Genomic DNA, 14,227 nt, shown 5'->3' with positions numbered 1-14,227 from the left:
AAAAAATCCTAGAATACGTTTAGTTTGTATACTAGGATTAGTCATTTTTTATTTAGTCTGCTCTTTTTGCAATAAATCACGGATTTCTTTAAGCAGTTCTTCTTTAGCATCCAGTTCCGGTGTTGGGTCTTCCGCAACTTGTGCTTCTTTTTTGCGGTTTAGTTTCGTCAGTACTCGTAAAGCCATAAAAATAGCAAATGCGATAATAATGAAATCAATAATCGATTGAACGAATACACCCAGTGCAATCTGCGCTTCTCCAGACCCGAATCTCCATTCGTTTGTCAGATCAATTCCGCCAGTAAGCATTCCGACAAGCGGCATAATAATATTTTCAACTAATGAAGTAACAATTTTACCGAATGCTGCACCAATAACAACTGCAACCGCTAAATCGATAACATTGCCTTTCATCGCAAATTCTTTAAAGTCTTTCCACATAATATAGCAACTCCTTTTGTCTTTATTAAATAAAGTATAATTTTATACATTGATATACAAATTTTCAACAGTGTAAATTACCTGCTTTTTTAGTAGAATGAAAGTTAACAACATTATTTCGTCTTAAAGATTGGTGGCTTATATGGCAAAAAGCAAAAAAAAGAACTCTTTACTTTCCCCGAAAACTAAAATATTATTGATTATTTTGCTTATCCCCATCACTTTAACGGTTTATATTGTCGCTTATTTCAGCTGGCAGCAATTTCGTGGTTGGCCGTTTACAGATAAAACAGTGTATCAGCAAATTCAGGAAAATTTCGATTTGGAAATTCCAATCGAATATATCCCTGTTTACGTCGCAGCCGAACAGAAATACGGTGTTCCGTGGACACTTTTGGCAGCACATCACCGGGTGGAAACCCGTTTTTCCACAATGAAAACACTTATTTCACCGGTTGGCGCTGAAGGGCATCTGCAGTTTATGCCCTGTACTTTTGTAGGATGGCAACACCCTTCATGCAAAGATTTAGGGCAGGGAGCCATCCCGGATCATGATAAAACGAATCCGGCGATCATAAAAAAATATGGCGGGTATGGGGTAGATGCAAATGGTGACGGTATAGCTGATCCGTTTGATATTGAAGATGCCGTATTCAGTGCAGCCAAATTTTTATCCATTGCCGGTGTAAATGAAGGGCAACTGAAAAAAGCAATTTTCCAGTATAATCACAGTGATAAATACGTTGAAGATATATTATACTACTATAAGATGTATCGGGATTACGGCAAGCAGCTGAAACAGATTGCACTTGATGAGGACAAATAAAAAAAGTGTGACATTGCGTCACACTTTTTGCTCGTTATTCTAGATGATTTACAATTAAGTTGCTTTACGCATTGAGCGCATGATGAAACTTACGATAAAGATTAAAATAATGGCACCGATTAATGCAGGGAATACGTAGAAGTCTGAAACTTTCCAGCCCCAGTTTCCTAATACCATGCTGCCGATCCATGAACCGACAATACCTGCGATAATGTTACCGATAATACCACCAGGTACATCCTTACCTAAAATCACACCCGCTAACCAACCTAAAATACCTCCGATAATTAAAAACCAAATGAAACTCATCATACTGTCCAACTCCTTTGTTTAAGATTATTCAATAATAATTGCATCTAGTTATTTATTTCCTATATGGCAATTCCTTAAACATTTTTTTAGCTGGAAGTTTTAAGCATTTGCGGGAATTATTTTAGTGAAATTACTTTAGCATTAATAATTATTTGGCGAATTTTTTATTTTAAATAATGGATGCACCTAAACATGTTTTAAAATGGCCAAGTGCCCATTCATGTCCGATTTCATTAAAGCTTGCAACGCCGTGTTCAGGTACTGTGATTTTATAGCCTAAATTGTAGCTGTCCACTGCGGTATGCAAAATGCAAATATCTGTGCATACTCCGACAAGGACAACTTCTTCAACGGCACGCTCCCGCAGTAAAATATCCAAATTTGTTCCTGCAAAAGCACTGTAACGGGTTTTATCAAATGAAATTACGCGGTCTTTATACGTTTCATAAAGCTCTTTCACAGACCCATAAAGCTCACGTCCTTTTGTTCCTACAATATTATGGGGAGGAAATAATTTAGATTCAGGATGATACGGATCGTTTTCGAAGTGTAAATCATTGGCGAATACGACAACATCATTATGTTCAATAAACTGTTCTATTAATGTACTAATATTTTTTTCGATTGCCTGTCCCGGCTTGCCGCAAGTCAATTTTCCGTTGTCTGCTACAAAATCATACGTATAATCAATTACGATCAATGCTTTTTTCATCTGTAATCCACTCCTTATTCTTTGTAACGTTATTATGCCATGGTTAATCAAAAAATGTGGGCTAATCCAATGATTAAATATTCTAAATATTTTGATTTTTAATGTCTGATGTTGTATAGTTAGGATATCAAATAAATGGGGTGATTAATATGGATATGGCAATAACAAAGAAGCTGGACCGTCAAGGATTGATTTTTGCAGGAATCCACAGTTTAATCATTTTGAACTTTGCTATTGAATTATTATTACTCTAATAGATAAAGTAAATTAATAGAATCTAGCCTGAAACGTCGCTAGGTTCTTTTTTATGGAGAAAAACCTACCGGGTCATAAATATGTACAAAAAATTTTAAAAATTCAATTTATGTAAAATATGTGACGAAAGAGTAAAAAGGCAACATCAATAAGGATGAAAGCGATTGCAATAATTTCATACTTTCTGAATTGTATAAAAAATTCAAAAAATACTGTTGACGTTCTAGTTCATTTCGTACTATGATAACAACAATTTAGTACACCACATCACTCAAGCGACATTCTGATGTGAGCTAACATGGTGTAAAAGATTCGAGACTTTCTAATTATAAAATTTCGAAAATTCGAACTTTATATGAAAAATCGAACATATATAAACAACTAGAATAAATGCATTACGTTGAGGGGCGTTTAAAATGAGAAGTGATATGATCAAACTGGGAGTTGACCGAGCTCCGCACCGTAGTCTTTTATACGCTACAGGTAAAGTGAAGGCAAGAGATTTAGAAAAGCCATTTATCGGTGTATGTAATTCTTATATTGATATTATTCCTGGCCATGTCCATTTGCGAGAATTCGCGGATGTAGTAAAAGAGGCCATTATTGAAGCAGGCGGAATTCCATTCGAATTCAATACAATTGGAGTGGATGACGGAATTGCAATGGGTCATATCGGGATGCGCTATTCATTGCCATCACGTGAAATTATCGCCGATTCGGCAGAAACGGTTATTAATGCACACTGGTTTGACGGAGTGTTCTACATACCAAACTGTGACAAAATTACACCAGGTATGTTGATGGCGGCTGTTCGTACAAATGTTCCTTCCGTATTCGTATCAGGAGGACCAATGGAAGCAGGTACTTCTTCTTCAGGTAAAACATTATCATTAACGAGTGTTTTTGAAGGGGTCGGTGCACATAAAGCAGGTACGATGACTGCTGAAGAGCTGCTTGATATCGAGAACAATGCATGTCCAACATGCGGATCTTGTTCAGGAATGTTCACAGCCAACTCAATGAACTGCTTAATGGAAATGCTGGGCTTGGCATTACCGGGTAACGGTACAATTGTTGCAACAAGCGAAAAACGTAAAGAATTAATTTACGAAGCAGCAAAACATTTAGTACGCATGATCAAAGAAGATGTAAAACCACGCGACATTGTTACAAAAGAAGCGATTGATGATGCTTTTGCTCTTGATATGGCAATGGGCGGATCTACAAATACAGTGCTTCATACACTGGCAATTGCCAATGAAGCAGAAATTGACTACAACATTGAAGACATTAATAAAGTGGCAGAACGTGTTCCATACATTGCAAAAATTATGCCGGCATCGGACATTTCGATGGATGACATTGCAAAAGCTGGCGGTGTTCAGGCAATTATTAATGAATTAACAAAAATTCCAGGGGCAATTCACCCCGACAGACCGACAATCGCAGGTGTTTCAATGCGAGAGCTTGTAAAAGACTATGAAATTTCAAATGATCGTGTCATTCGCACAAAGGATAATCCATATAGTGCTGTAGGCGGACTTTCCGTATTGTTCGGAAATATTGCCCCTGAAGGCTCGGTTATTAAAGTAGGAGCGGTTGATCCTTCGATTAAAACGTTCACAGGCGAAGCGATTGTATTTGATTCACAGGAAGAAGCACAGCAGGCAATTGATGACGGCCGAGTACGCGAAGGACATGTAGTTGTCATTCGTTATGAAGGTCCGAAAGGCGGTCCGGGTATGCCGGAAATGCTGGCACCAACTTCTGCGATTCAAGGACGCGGGCTAGGAACGAAAGTTGCACTCATTACAGATGGCCGTTTCTCAGGTGCATCACGCGGTATTTCAATCGGACATATTTCTCCGGAAGCGGCGGAAGGCGGTCCAATCGCATTAGTCGAAAACGGCGATACAATTATTATTGATTTGCCAAGCAGAACAATCAATTTACAAGTTTCCGACGAACTTCTTGCAGAGCGTCGTCAAAACTTGAAACCATTTGAACCAAAAATCAAGCGCGGCTGGCTGGCACGTTACTCTGCATTAGTAACAAATGCTTCCCAGGGCGGCGTAATGAAAATATAATCTTAATACTTTAAAACGTTGATGAGGTTAAAGGATATAGAGTCTTGTATTTACCAGAGAGCCGGTATTGGTGGAAGCCGGCGATACAACTATATCCGACATCCCCTCGGAGTGAGCTGTTAAACGCATTCGCCATTAGACAGCTCCGGGCATATTCGAATTGCTCGTTATTAATGAACCGTTCTCTTTGTTTAGTTGCACAAATTTCTACAGGAAATTTTGAAACAAAGAGGCTCAGGCGGTTCGCGAGGTAACTAGGTGGATACTGTTTCTTTTCGGAGAACAAGTTCACCGATGTTATAAATGAGGGTGGTACCATGAAAAGTCTTTTTCATCCCTACGTAAGAGGTTTTCTTTTGCGTGCGGATAAAAAGGCTTTTTCTTTTTATCAATTTTAACAAAATGACTTCACATATAAAGTTTTGAAAAAGGAAGGAGAAATTACGATGAGTGCAAACGTTTCAGTAAATCAAGAAATCGAAAAGCCCACAGAACAACAAGTAACAAAACCGAGAGACGGTGCGGATATTTTAGTGCAGGCACTGCATGAGCAGGATGTTGATATTATTTTCGGTTACCCGGGTGGGGCAGTTCTACAAATCTATGATGCTCTTTACCGCAATCCGATCCGTCATATTCTGACACGCCATGAACAGGGCGCAATCCATGCAGCAGAAGGTTATGCTCGAGTGATGAATAAACCGGGTGTAGTAATTGCGACATCTGGTCCAGGTGCAACTAACCTCGTAACAGGTATTGCCGATGCGATGATCGACTCGATTCCGTTAGTTATTTTTACAGGGCAGGTTGCGACATCCGTAATTGGTACAGATGCATTCCAGGAAGCGGACATTATGGGGATTACAACACCAATTACAAAACATAACTACCAGGTGCAGGACGTAGCGGATATCCCCCGCATTGTAAAAGAAGCATTCCATATTGCCAATACAGGACGTAAGGGACCGGTTGTCATTGACTTCCCGAAAAATATCTCGCAAACCGTATTCCTGGATGAAATTAAAGCTCCGGAAGACATTTATCTACCGGGTTATCAGCCGACAACGAAACCGAATTATCTACAAATTCAAAAGGCGATCCAAGCATTAAGTTTAGCTAAAAAACCTTTAGTGCTGGCAGGTGCCGGCGTATTATTCGCAGATGCACGCGAACAATTGACAGAATTTATTGAAAAATACAATTTGCCGGTTGTTAACACATTACTTGGTTTAGGCAGCATTCACGGACAGCACAAACAATTCTACGGAATGGCCGGGATGCACGGTTATGCAACGGCAAATGACGCGATTACAAAATGCGACTTATTAATTAATATCGGTGCACGATTCGATGACCGATTAACAGGAAATTTAGCAACATTTGCACCGAATGCCACGATCATTCATATCGATATCGATCCGGCAGAAATCGGAAAAAATGTACCGACTGATATTCCGATCGTTGCAGATGCAAAAGAAGCATTATACGCACTGTTGAAAAAGGATTTTGAAGGACCGGATACAACGGAATGGATTCATTACTTAAACGATAGCCGTGATAAATTCCCGCTTTGGTATGAAGAAGAAGGTGAAGAAGTTTTACCGCAGCAAGCAATTGAGATCCTTCATAAATTGACGGACGGTGAAGCGATTGTCACAACGGATGTTGGACAGCATCAAATGTGGGCAGCCCAATACTATCATTTAAATAATCCGCATAACTGGGTAACATCAGGCGGTTTAGGAACGATGGGCTTCGGTTTCCCGGCAGCGATCGGTGCACAGTTTGCGAAACCTGAGAAGAAAGTTATCTCAATTGTAGGAGATGCCGGTTTCCAAATGACAAACCAGGAGCTTGCATTACTAAAAGAATTCAACTTACCGGTAAAAGTCGTTATCCTTAACAACAGCTGTTTAGGAATGGTACGTCAATGGCAGGAAACATTCTATGAGGAACGTTATTCACAAAGCTTGATGCCAATCCAGCCGGACTTCGTGAAACTTGCCGATGCATATGGCATTAAAGGCTACCGCATCGACAATTTATCAGAAGCAGAAGCAATCTTTGATGAAGCGATCAATTCTGATGAACCGGTTGTTATTGACTGCCGAGTGAAGCAACTTGTGAGCGTATTCCCAATGGTTGCGCCTGGTAAAGGATTACATGAAATGATTGGAGTGAAGAAGCCATGAAGCGAGTGCTGACAGTAACAGTAATTAACCAAAGCGGCGTATTGAACCGAGTGACTGGCTTATTAATGAAACGTCAATTCAATATTGAATCGATTACAGTAGGTCATACGGAGCAGCCGAATTTTTCGAAAATGACGTTCATCGTCCATGTTGAAGATGAAAATAAAATCGAACAATTAATCAAACAGCTTTCGAAACAAATTGATGTATTAAAAGTAAACGATATTACTGAAAAAGCAATCGTTCTTCGTGAGCTGGCGCTTATTAAAGTAGTTTCACCGCCAAACTTGCGCCTGGAAATGAATGCAATCGTTGAGCCATTCCGTCCGCAAGTTGTCGATACATCAAAAAATGTCGTGACATATGAAGTAGTTGGTCACCCGGAAAAAATCGATGCATTTATCGAGTTACTTCGTCCATATGGCATTAAAGAGTTAACACGTACAGGTGCAACAGCAGCTATCCGTGAAGCTCAAAAAATCGAAAGCCCACAATTATCGATTTTAAAATAAGCAAACGGCCAATATTATGTCAAAGATGGATCCGTTGTATGTAGTGGAGGTGGCGACTCCTAGGGGATAAGCACGAGGGAGAGAAAGGAACAAAAACTAAGAGCGCCACGTCCTGTGGCAACGTTTTTGTGACCAACATCGTGTTGGCCTCGTGCCCCTGGAAAGCGTCCACCGCAACGAAATACAACATTACTCAATTGGTTTTAAACAGGGTGGAGGATGTCATCTGAAGCCCGAATTACAAATAAAAAAACATTCAATTAATTGGAGGAAATGAAAATGTCAAAAATGTATTATGAAAACGAAATTAATGAGCAAGTATTACAAGGTAAAAAAATCGCGATCATCGGTTATGGTTCACAAGGCCATGCTCATGCGCTTAACTTAAAAGAATCAGGTTTTGATGTAGTAGTAGGTATCCGTCCAGGTAAATCATATGATGCAGCAAAAGAAGATGGCGTAGAAGTTAAATCAGTAGCAGAAGCTGCTGCAGAAGCGGATGTAATCCAAATCTTACTTCCGGATGAGCGTCAAAAAGCAGTATACGAAGCTGAAATTGCACCACATTTAACACCAGGTAAAGCGTTAATGTTCGCACACGGTTTCAACGTACACTTCGGTCAAATTCAACCACCAGCAGATGTTGACGTATTCCTAGTAGCTCCAAAAGGCCCAGGTCACTTAGTACGTCGTCAATTCACTGAAGGCGCTGGCGTACCAGGATTATTCGCAATCCACCAAGATGCGACAGGTCAAGCTCGTGATTTAGCTCTTGCATACGGTAAAGGAATCGGTTCAGCACGTGGCGGATTACTTGAAACAACATTTGCTGAAGAAACAGTTACTGACTTATTCGGTGAGCAAGCAGTACTTTGCGGTGGTACAACTGAACTTGTTAAAGCAGGTTTCGAAACATTAGTTGAAGCAGGTTACCAACCAGAATTAGCTTACTTTGAAACATTACACGAACTTAAATTAATCGTTGACTTAATGTTCGAAGGCGGTATGGCAACAATGCGCTACTCAATTTCTGATACTGCAGAGTGGGGTGATTATGTTTCAGGTCCACGTATTATTGACGCATCAGTAAAAGCTCGTATGAAAGATGTATTAACTGATATCCAAGACGGTACATTTGCGAAACGCTGGATCGCTGAAAACGAAAACGGTCGTCCTGAATATACAAAATTCAAAGAAGCTGGCGCAAACCACCAAATTGAAGAAGTTGGCGAAAAATTACGTGCTATGATGCCATTCATCAACCAAGGAAAACAAAAGGTAACAGTGAAATAATATGAGAAAAATTGACATTTTTGATACAACATTGCGCGATGGAGAACAATCGGCTGGTATTAACTTAAATACAGCAGAGAAAGTAGAAATCGCAAAACAACTAGAGCGTTTAGGTGTCACAATTATTGAGGCGGGATTCCCTGCCTCATCTCCAGGTGACTTGGAGGCGGTATCGTTAATCGCAAAAACGGTGAAGAATTCAATCGTCACAGGTTTAGCACGTGCTGTGAAAAGCGATATCGATGCAGTTTGGGAAGCAATTCGCCATGCTGAGCAGCCACATGTTCATACATTTATCGCAACAAGCCCGATTCATATGGAATATAAGCTTAAGAAAAATCCAGATGAAGTAATTGAGCAAGCTGTCACTGCGGTAAAGTATGCAAAGGAAAAATTCTCACTTGTAGAATTTTCTGCAGAAGATGGTTTCCGTTCAGACAAAGAATTTTTAGTTCGTATTTGCCAGGAAGTTATTAAAGCTGGTGCAACAACGATTAATATTCCAGACACAGTTGGTTATGCATCACCGGAAGAATACGGCGCTTTATTCCGTTATTTACGTGAAAACGTGATCGGGGCAGAAAAAATTAAATTCTCTGCTCATTGTCATGACGATTTAGGAATGGCAGTTGCAAACTCATTGGCAGCCATCGAAAACGGTGCAGATCAAGTAGAATGTACGATTAACGGTCTAGGTGAACGTGCAGGAAATGCCGCATTAGAAGAAATCGGTGTTGCCCTACATATTCGTAAAGACTTCTACGGTGTTGAAACTGGCTTGAACTTAAAAGAAATAAAACGTACATCACAGATGGTAAGCCGTTTAACAAACGTAGTCATTCAACCGAACAAAGCTGTTGTCGGTAAAAATGCATTCGCACATGAATCGGGTATTCACCAGGATGGTGTACTGAAAAACCCTGAAACATATGAAATCATTTCACCGGCACTGATCGGCGAAGACGATATTCCGTTAGTTTTAGGAAAACACTCAGGCCGCGCAGCATTCCGTGACCGTGCCGAAACAATGGGCTTCCAGCTGTCGGATGAAAAATTGAACAAAGCTTTCGCTGAGTTCAAAAAATTAGCGGACCGCAAAAAAGAAGTAACAGAAGAAGATTTAACAACGATTTTAACTGAGCAGCAAGTTTCAATAGAAGATGTTCCGTTATTTGAACTTAAATCGGTTCAAGTTCAATACGGTACAGAAAATATTCCAACAGCTACTGCATCAGTTATGACACCTGATGGCGAGTTGAAAACAATCGCCTCAACAGGGTCGGGTTCAGTCGAAGCCATTTTTAATACACTTGAACAGCTTGTTGGAGGTAAAGTCAATATTTTGGACTACCGAGTACAGTCAGTCGGTAAAGGACGCGATGCACTTGGAGAAGCGGTCATTAATTTAAAATATAACGGCTATACATCAACAGGACGTGACTCAGCACAAGATGTGCTGGAAGCAAGCGCAAAAGCGTATTTGAATGCAGTAAACAGACAATTGATTCAACAGCAAGTACGCGATAAACAAGAAGTTACGGTTTAATAGAATAAAAAGGTTGTTCCTGTAAAGGAAAACAACTAGCAAGCTCATTATAAGAATAATAGCGCCATCTTAATTGGTGGCGCTTCTACATCAAGTTACTTCACGTAGAAAGAAAGGTGTTTTACAAATGGAAAAGAAAATTACAGTACTACCAGGTGACGGCATTGGTCCAGAAGTTGTTGCAAGTGCAGTAAAAGTATTACAAGTAATCGGGAAACGTTTTAACCATACATTTCATTTAAACTATGCTTCAATCGGCGGAGCTGCAATTGACCAGTACAATAATCCATTACCGGAAGAGACAATTGCGATGTGTGAAGCAAGTGATGCCATTTTATTAGGTGCAGTAGGTGGTCCGAAATGGGATAACAACCCGCCAGCATTGCGTCCGGAAAAAGGTTTACTAAAAATTCGCAAGCACTTTGATTTATTTGCGAATTTACGTCCTGTGAAAGCATTCCCAAGTTTACTTGCATCTTCTCCATTAAAGCGTGAAGTTGCGGAAAATGTAGACTTAATGATCGTCCGTGAATTAACAGGAGGGCTATACTTCGGAGAGCCACGTAAGAAAACAGATGCAGGTGCTATTGATACATGTGTGTATTCCCGTGAAGAAATCGAACGTATTGTTGAAAATGCATTCGAATTAGCACGTTTACGCCGTGGAAAACTTTGCTCGGTAGATAAAGCAAATGTACTGGATACATCCCGTTTATGGCGTGAAATTGTAGAAGAAAAGAAAAAGCAGTACCCAGATGTAGAAACAGAACACAACTTAGTTGACTCAGTGGCGATGAAACTGATTACTAACCCGGGTCATTATGATGTCATTGTTACAGAAAACTTATTCGGCGACATTTTAAGTGATGAAGCTTCTGTTATTACGGGTTCACTTGGTGTATTACCTTCTGCATCAATTCGCGGCGATAATTTTGGACTTTATGAGCCTGTACATGGTTCAGCTCCTGAAATTGCAGGTCAAGGTGTTGCGAACCCGGCAGCAACAATTCTTTCAGTAGCAATGATGCTTCAATATTCATTCGGCTTAAAAGAAGAAGCTGCAGAAATCGAACGTGCTGTTGCAGCCGTATTCGAAGATGGCTACTATACAGCCGATTTAGCTCAGGAACATACACGTACATTATCAACAGAGGAATGGACAGAAAAAGTACTAAACGAAATCGATGCAAGCTTCGTTTCAGACAGCATTATGATTTCATATAACTAATTTCAATCGAAAGAAAACTGTTGATGGTTTTGAATATCAACACTATATATGGTTAAGGAACGGTGAGAACTATGGGGAAAAATATTATTGAAAAAGTGTGGGAACAGCATGTCGTACATCGTGAAGAAGGAAAGCCGGACTTACTTTATATCGACCTGCATTTAATTCATGAAGTAACAAGTCCTCAAGCATTCGAAGGACTACGCCTGGCAGGACGGAAAGTGCGTCGTACAGATCTATCGTTCGCAACAATGGATCATAACGTACCTACAAAAAACCTGCCGACGATTAACGATCCAATCGCAAAAAAACAAATTATGACACTTGCTGAAAATGCAAAAGAATTCGGTATCGAATTAGCGGATATCGGTCATCCGGATCAAGGGATTGTTCACGTTATTGGACCGGAATTAGGTCTTACACAACCTGGTAAAACAATTGTTTGCGGTGATTCACATACAGCAACTCACGGTGCATTCGGCGCAATCGCATTCGGAATCGGTACTTCGGAAGTAGAACATGTACTTTCGACACAAACATTATGGCAATTAAAGCCGCCGACAATGGAAATCCGTGTTAACGGTGAACTTGGTATTGGGGTAACAGCAAAAGATATCATTTTAGCAATCATTGCAAAATGGGGGATCGGTGTCGGTACAGGACATATCGTAGAGTATACAGGTGAAGCGATCCGCAAGCTTTCTATGGAAGAGCGTATGACAATCTGTAATATGTCAATTGAAGCAGGAGCAAAAGCAGGCCTGATTTCACCGGATGAAACGACAGTTGAATTTTTACGCGGTCGCCGTCATGTTCCTCAAGGTGAAAAATTTGAGGAAGCGGCAAAATACTGGTTAAGTCTTGCTTCTGATGCGGATGCAACATATGATGTTGTTCTTGAAATCGACGCTCAGGAAATTGAACCGATTGTAACTTGGGGTACAAATCCAGCGATGGGTGTCGGCGTTTCGAAAACAGTTCCTACTGCTGCTGATTATGACAATGAAACGGATAGATCTGCATTAAACAAAGCACTGAAATATATGGATTTACAAGAAGGCCAAAAAATTACGGATATTGAAATTCAACATGTATTTATCGGATCTTGTACGAACTCCCGTATTAATGACTTACGTGCAGCTGCTGAAATTGTAAAAGGCGAAAAGCTTGCACCGGGTGTAAAAGGGATTGTAGTTCCTGGTTCTTGGTCGACAAAACGCCAGGCAGAAGAAGAAGGGCTACATCAAATTTTCCTTGATGCCGGTTTTGAATGGCGCGAATCAGGCTGTTCTGCTTGCTTAGGGATGAATGAAGATGTTATTCCAGCGGGTGAGCGTTGTGCTTCAACATCTAACCGTAACTTTGAAGGACGTCAAGGTGCAGGTGCCCGAACACATCTTGTATCACCAGCGATGGCAGCAGCTGCTGCAATTCACGGACGTTTTGTCGATGTTCGTAAGCTACAAAAGCAGGAAGCATAAGGAGAGATCAGCATGAAACCGATTAATATAGTAAATAGTATTTATGCACCACTTGATCGTAAAAACGTCGATACCGACCAGATCATTTCGAAAGAATTTTTAAAGCGCATCGAACGCACAGGATTCGGACAATACGTATTTTATCACTGGCGTTTTGATGAAAACGGCAATCCAATCGAGGATTTCGTATTAAATAAACCAGAATATAAAAATGCAGAAATTTTAGTTGCGCAAGATAACTTTGGCTGTGGTTCATCACGTGAACACGCACCGTGGGCAATCCTTGACTACGGATTCAGAGTTGTCATCGCACCAAGCTTTGCGGATATTTTCCATAATAACTGTTTCAAAAACGGTATTTTACCGATTAAATTAACTGAAAGCGAATGTGACGAACTTTTAGAAAAAGGTTTAGCAGAAGCAAAGGCAATTGAAGTGAATTTAGAACAGCAAACAGTTACTACAGGTTACGGCAAAACGTATTCATTTGAAATCGATCCATATTATAAACAAATGTTATTAAATGGATGGGATGAAATTTCTCTTACATTCCAGTATGAAGAGCAAATTGCAGCATACGAGAAAAACCGCGTAGCATACTAATCTACAAGCCTCTTACTTTGGGTTCACCCTTAGCAAGAGGCTTTGTCTTATTTTACCGGTTGTTGTGACAATTTTCCGGTGCTATACTTTTCTTCAAATTGTTTAAGTATCGGGAGTGTAACAATGAAAAATGTATGGATTTGGATAGGCATAATATTTATCATTGGATTTATTATTAGCTACTGGATGTTTATCGTTGGAGCGGTTGTATTGTATTATGCGGTTAAAAAAATCATAAAATTTTCTAAAGAGAAAAAGAAACAAAGAATTTTACAAGCCGAACAACTGAAAATTAACGAAAATCAGTCAACGATTGAGTATAAAATGGAAAGATTGCTTACTTTGACGAATAATACGGATCCAAATGGTTTTAAACGTCAGCAATATAAAAATAAGCAACAGCTGGATTTAAGGGATTACTGGTATAAATATTTGGATTTGCGAGCAAAGCTTATTTTGAACGATACGCCAACTTATCGGGAGGAAGAAGTATTGCATATTATGTGCGATGAACTGCTAATCCGAATGGATAACTTGGAAATCGAAGTAACAGATGCGGTGAAAAAAGAATTTATCGAAGAAAATTTAACACCATTGCTAACCGATGTAGTGGATATCATGGAAGATATCAGCCCAGTAAAAACAATTAATATGGATGCATACCGCTTATTAAAAGCGAGTAACCAATAAACAGGAAAAGCCATTCTCAATATGAGATTGGCTTTTTTAATGTCTCTTA

At 39.8% G+C, this 14,227-nt stretch carries 13 protein-coding genes; 10 read left to right on the top strand and 3 right to left on the bottom strand.

Annotated elements, in window-relative coordinates:
* Positions 1-48 precede the first annotated feature (48 nt).
* Complete coding sequence (mscL, locus tag MKX73_RS16650; RefSeq protein ID WP_340718412.1) at positions 49-441, bottom strand: large conductance mechanosensitive channel protein MscL; 393 nt, start codon at positions 439-441, stop codon at positions 49-51.
* 142 nt (positions 442-583) lie between these two features.
* Between mscL and MKX73_RS16645 the strand changes: the two genes are divergently transcribed.
* A complete protein-coding gene (locus tag MKX73_RS16645; protein ID WP_340718411.1) occupies positions 584-1,267 on the top strand; it encodes a lytic transglycosylase domain-containing protein in 684 nt (227 codons plus the stop codon).
* A 54-nt stretch (positions 1,268-1,321) separates the two neighbouring features.
* On the opposite strand, the gene MKX73_RS16640 is transcribed toward MKX73_RS16645, so the two are convergent.
* Positions 1,322-1,579 carry a GlsB/YeaQ/YmgE family stress response membrane protein gene (locus tag MKX73_RS16640; RefSeq protein WP_340718410.1) on the bottom strand — a complete coding sequence of 86 codons (258 nt, stop codon included), beginning with the start codon at positions 1,577-1,579 and terminating at the stop codon, positions 1,322-1,324.
* Between the two features lie 169 nt (positions 1,580-1,748).
* A complete protein-coding gene (locus MKX73_RS16635; protein WP_340718409.1) occupies positions 1,749-2,291 on the bottom strand; it encodes a cysteine hydrolase family protein in 543 nt (180 codons plus the stop codon).
* A 671-nt stretch (positions 2,292-2,962) separates the two neighbouring features.
* On the opposite strand from MKX73_RS16635, the gene ilvD reads away from it, so the two are divergent.
* The 9 genes from ilvD (at position 2,963) to MKX73_RS16590 (ending at position 14,178) form a co-directional block, all read left to right on the top strand.
* A complete protein-coding gene (ilvD, locus tag MKX73_RS16630; RefSeq protein ID WP_340718408.1) occupies positions 2,963-4,633 on the top strand; it encodes a dihydroxy-acid dehydratase in 1,671 nt (556 codons plus the stop codon).
* 446 nt (positions 4,634-5,079) lie between these two features.
* Positions 5,080-6,825: a biosynthetic-type acetolactate synthase large subunit gene (gene ilvB / locus MKX73_RS16625; RefSeq protein WP_340718407.1), complete on the top strand. Its 1,746-nt coding sequence runs from the start codon at positions 5,080-5,082 to the stop codon at positions 6,823-6,825.
* Entirely contained in the window at positions 6,822-7,337 is a 516-nt protein-coding gene (gene ilvN, locus MKX73_RS16620; RefSeq protein WP_008403681.1) for an acetolactate synthase small subunit, read from the top strand. The genes ilvB and ilvN overlap by 4 nt, the downstream gene beginning before the upstream one ends.
* 279 nt (positions 7,338-7,616) lie before the next feature.
* Complete coding sequence (ilvC, locus tag MKX73_RS16615; RefSeq protein ID WP_079526917.1) at positions 7,617-8,630, top strand: ketol-acid reductoisomerase; 1,014 nt, start codon at positions 7,617-7,619, stop codon at positions 8,628-8,630.
* Position 8,631: 1 nt separating this feature from the next.
* Complete coding sequence (locus MKX73_RS16610; RefSeq protein WP_079526915.1) at positions 8,632-10,176, top strand: 2-isopropylmalate synthase; 1,545 nt, start codon at positions 8,632-8,634, stop codon at positions 10,174-10,176.
* 127 nt (positions 10,177-10,303) lie between these two features.
* Positions 10,304-11,404 carry a 3-isopropylmalate dehydrogenase gene (leuB, locus tag MKX73_RS16605; protein ID WP_079526913.1) on the top strand — a complete coding sequence of 367 codons (1,101 nt, stop codon included), beginning with the start codon at positions 10,304-10,306 and terminating at the stop codon, positions 11,402-11,404.
* Between the two features lie 71 nt (positions 11,405-11,475).
* Positions 11,476-12,885 carry a 3-isopropylmalate dehydratase large subunit gene (gene leuC / locus MKX73_RS16600; RefSeq protein WP_079526911.1) on the top strand — a complete coding sequence of 470 codons (1,410 nt, stop codon included), beginning with the start codon at positions 11,476-11,478 and terminating at the stop codon, positions 12,883-12,885.
* Positions 12,886-12,897: 12 nt separating this feature from the next.
* Entirely contained in the window at positions 12,898-13,488 is a 591-nt protein-coding gene (gene leuD / locus MKX73_RS16595; protein WP_340718406.1) for a 3-isopropylmalate dehydratase small subunit, read from the top strand.
* A gap of 123 nt (positions 13,489-13,611) precedes the next feature.
* Entirely contained in the window at positions 13,612-14,178 is a 567-nt protein-coding gene (locus tag MKX73_RS16590) for an ABC transporter substrate-binding protein (RefSeq protein ID WP_340718405.1), read from the top strand.
* The last annotated feature ends 49 nt before the right edge of the window (positions 14,179-14,227 follow it).

The organism is Solibacillus sp. FSL W7-1436 (genome assembly GCF_038007305.1).
GTDB lineage: Bacteria > Bacillota > Bacilli > Bacillales_A > Planococcaceae > Solibacillus.
This window is presented reverse-complemented; position numbering and strand designations above follow the sequence as displayed.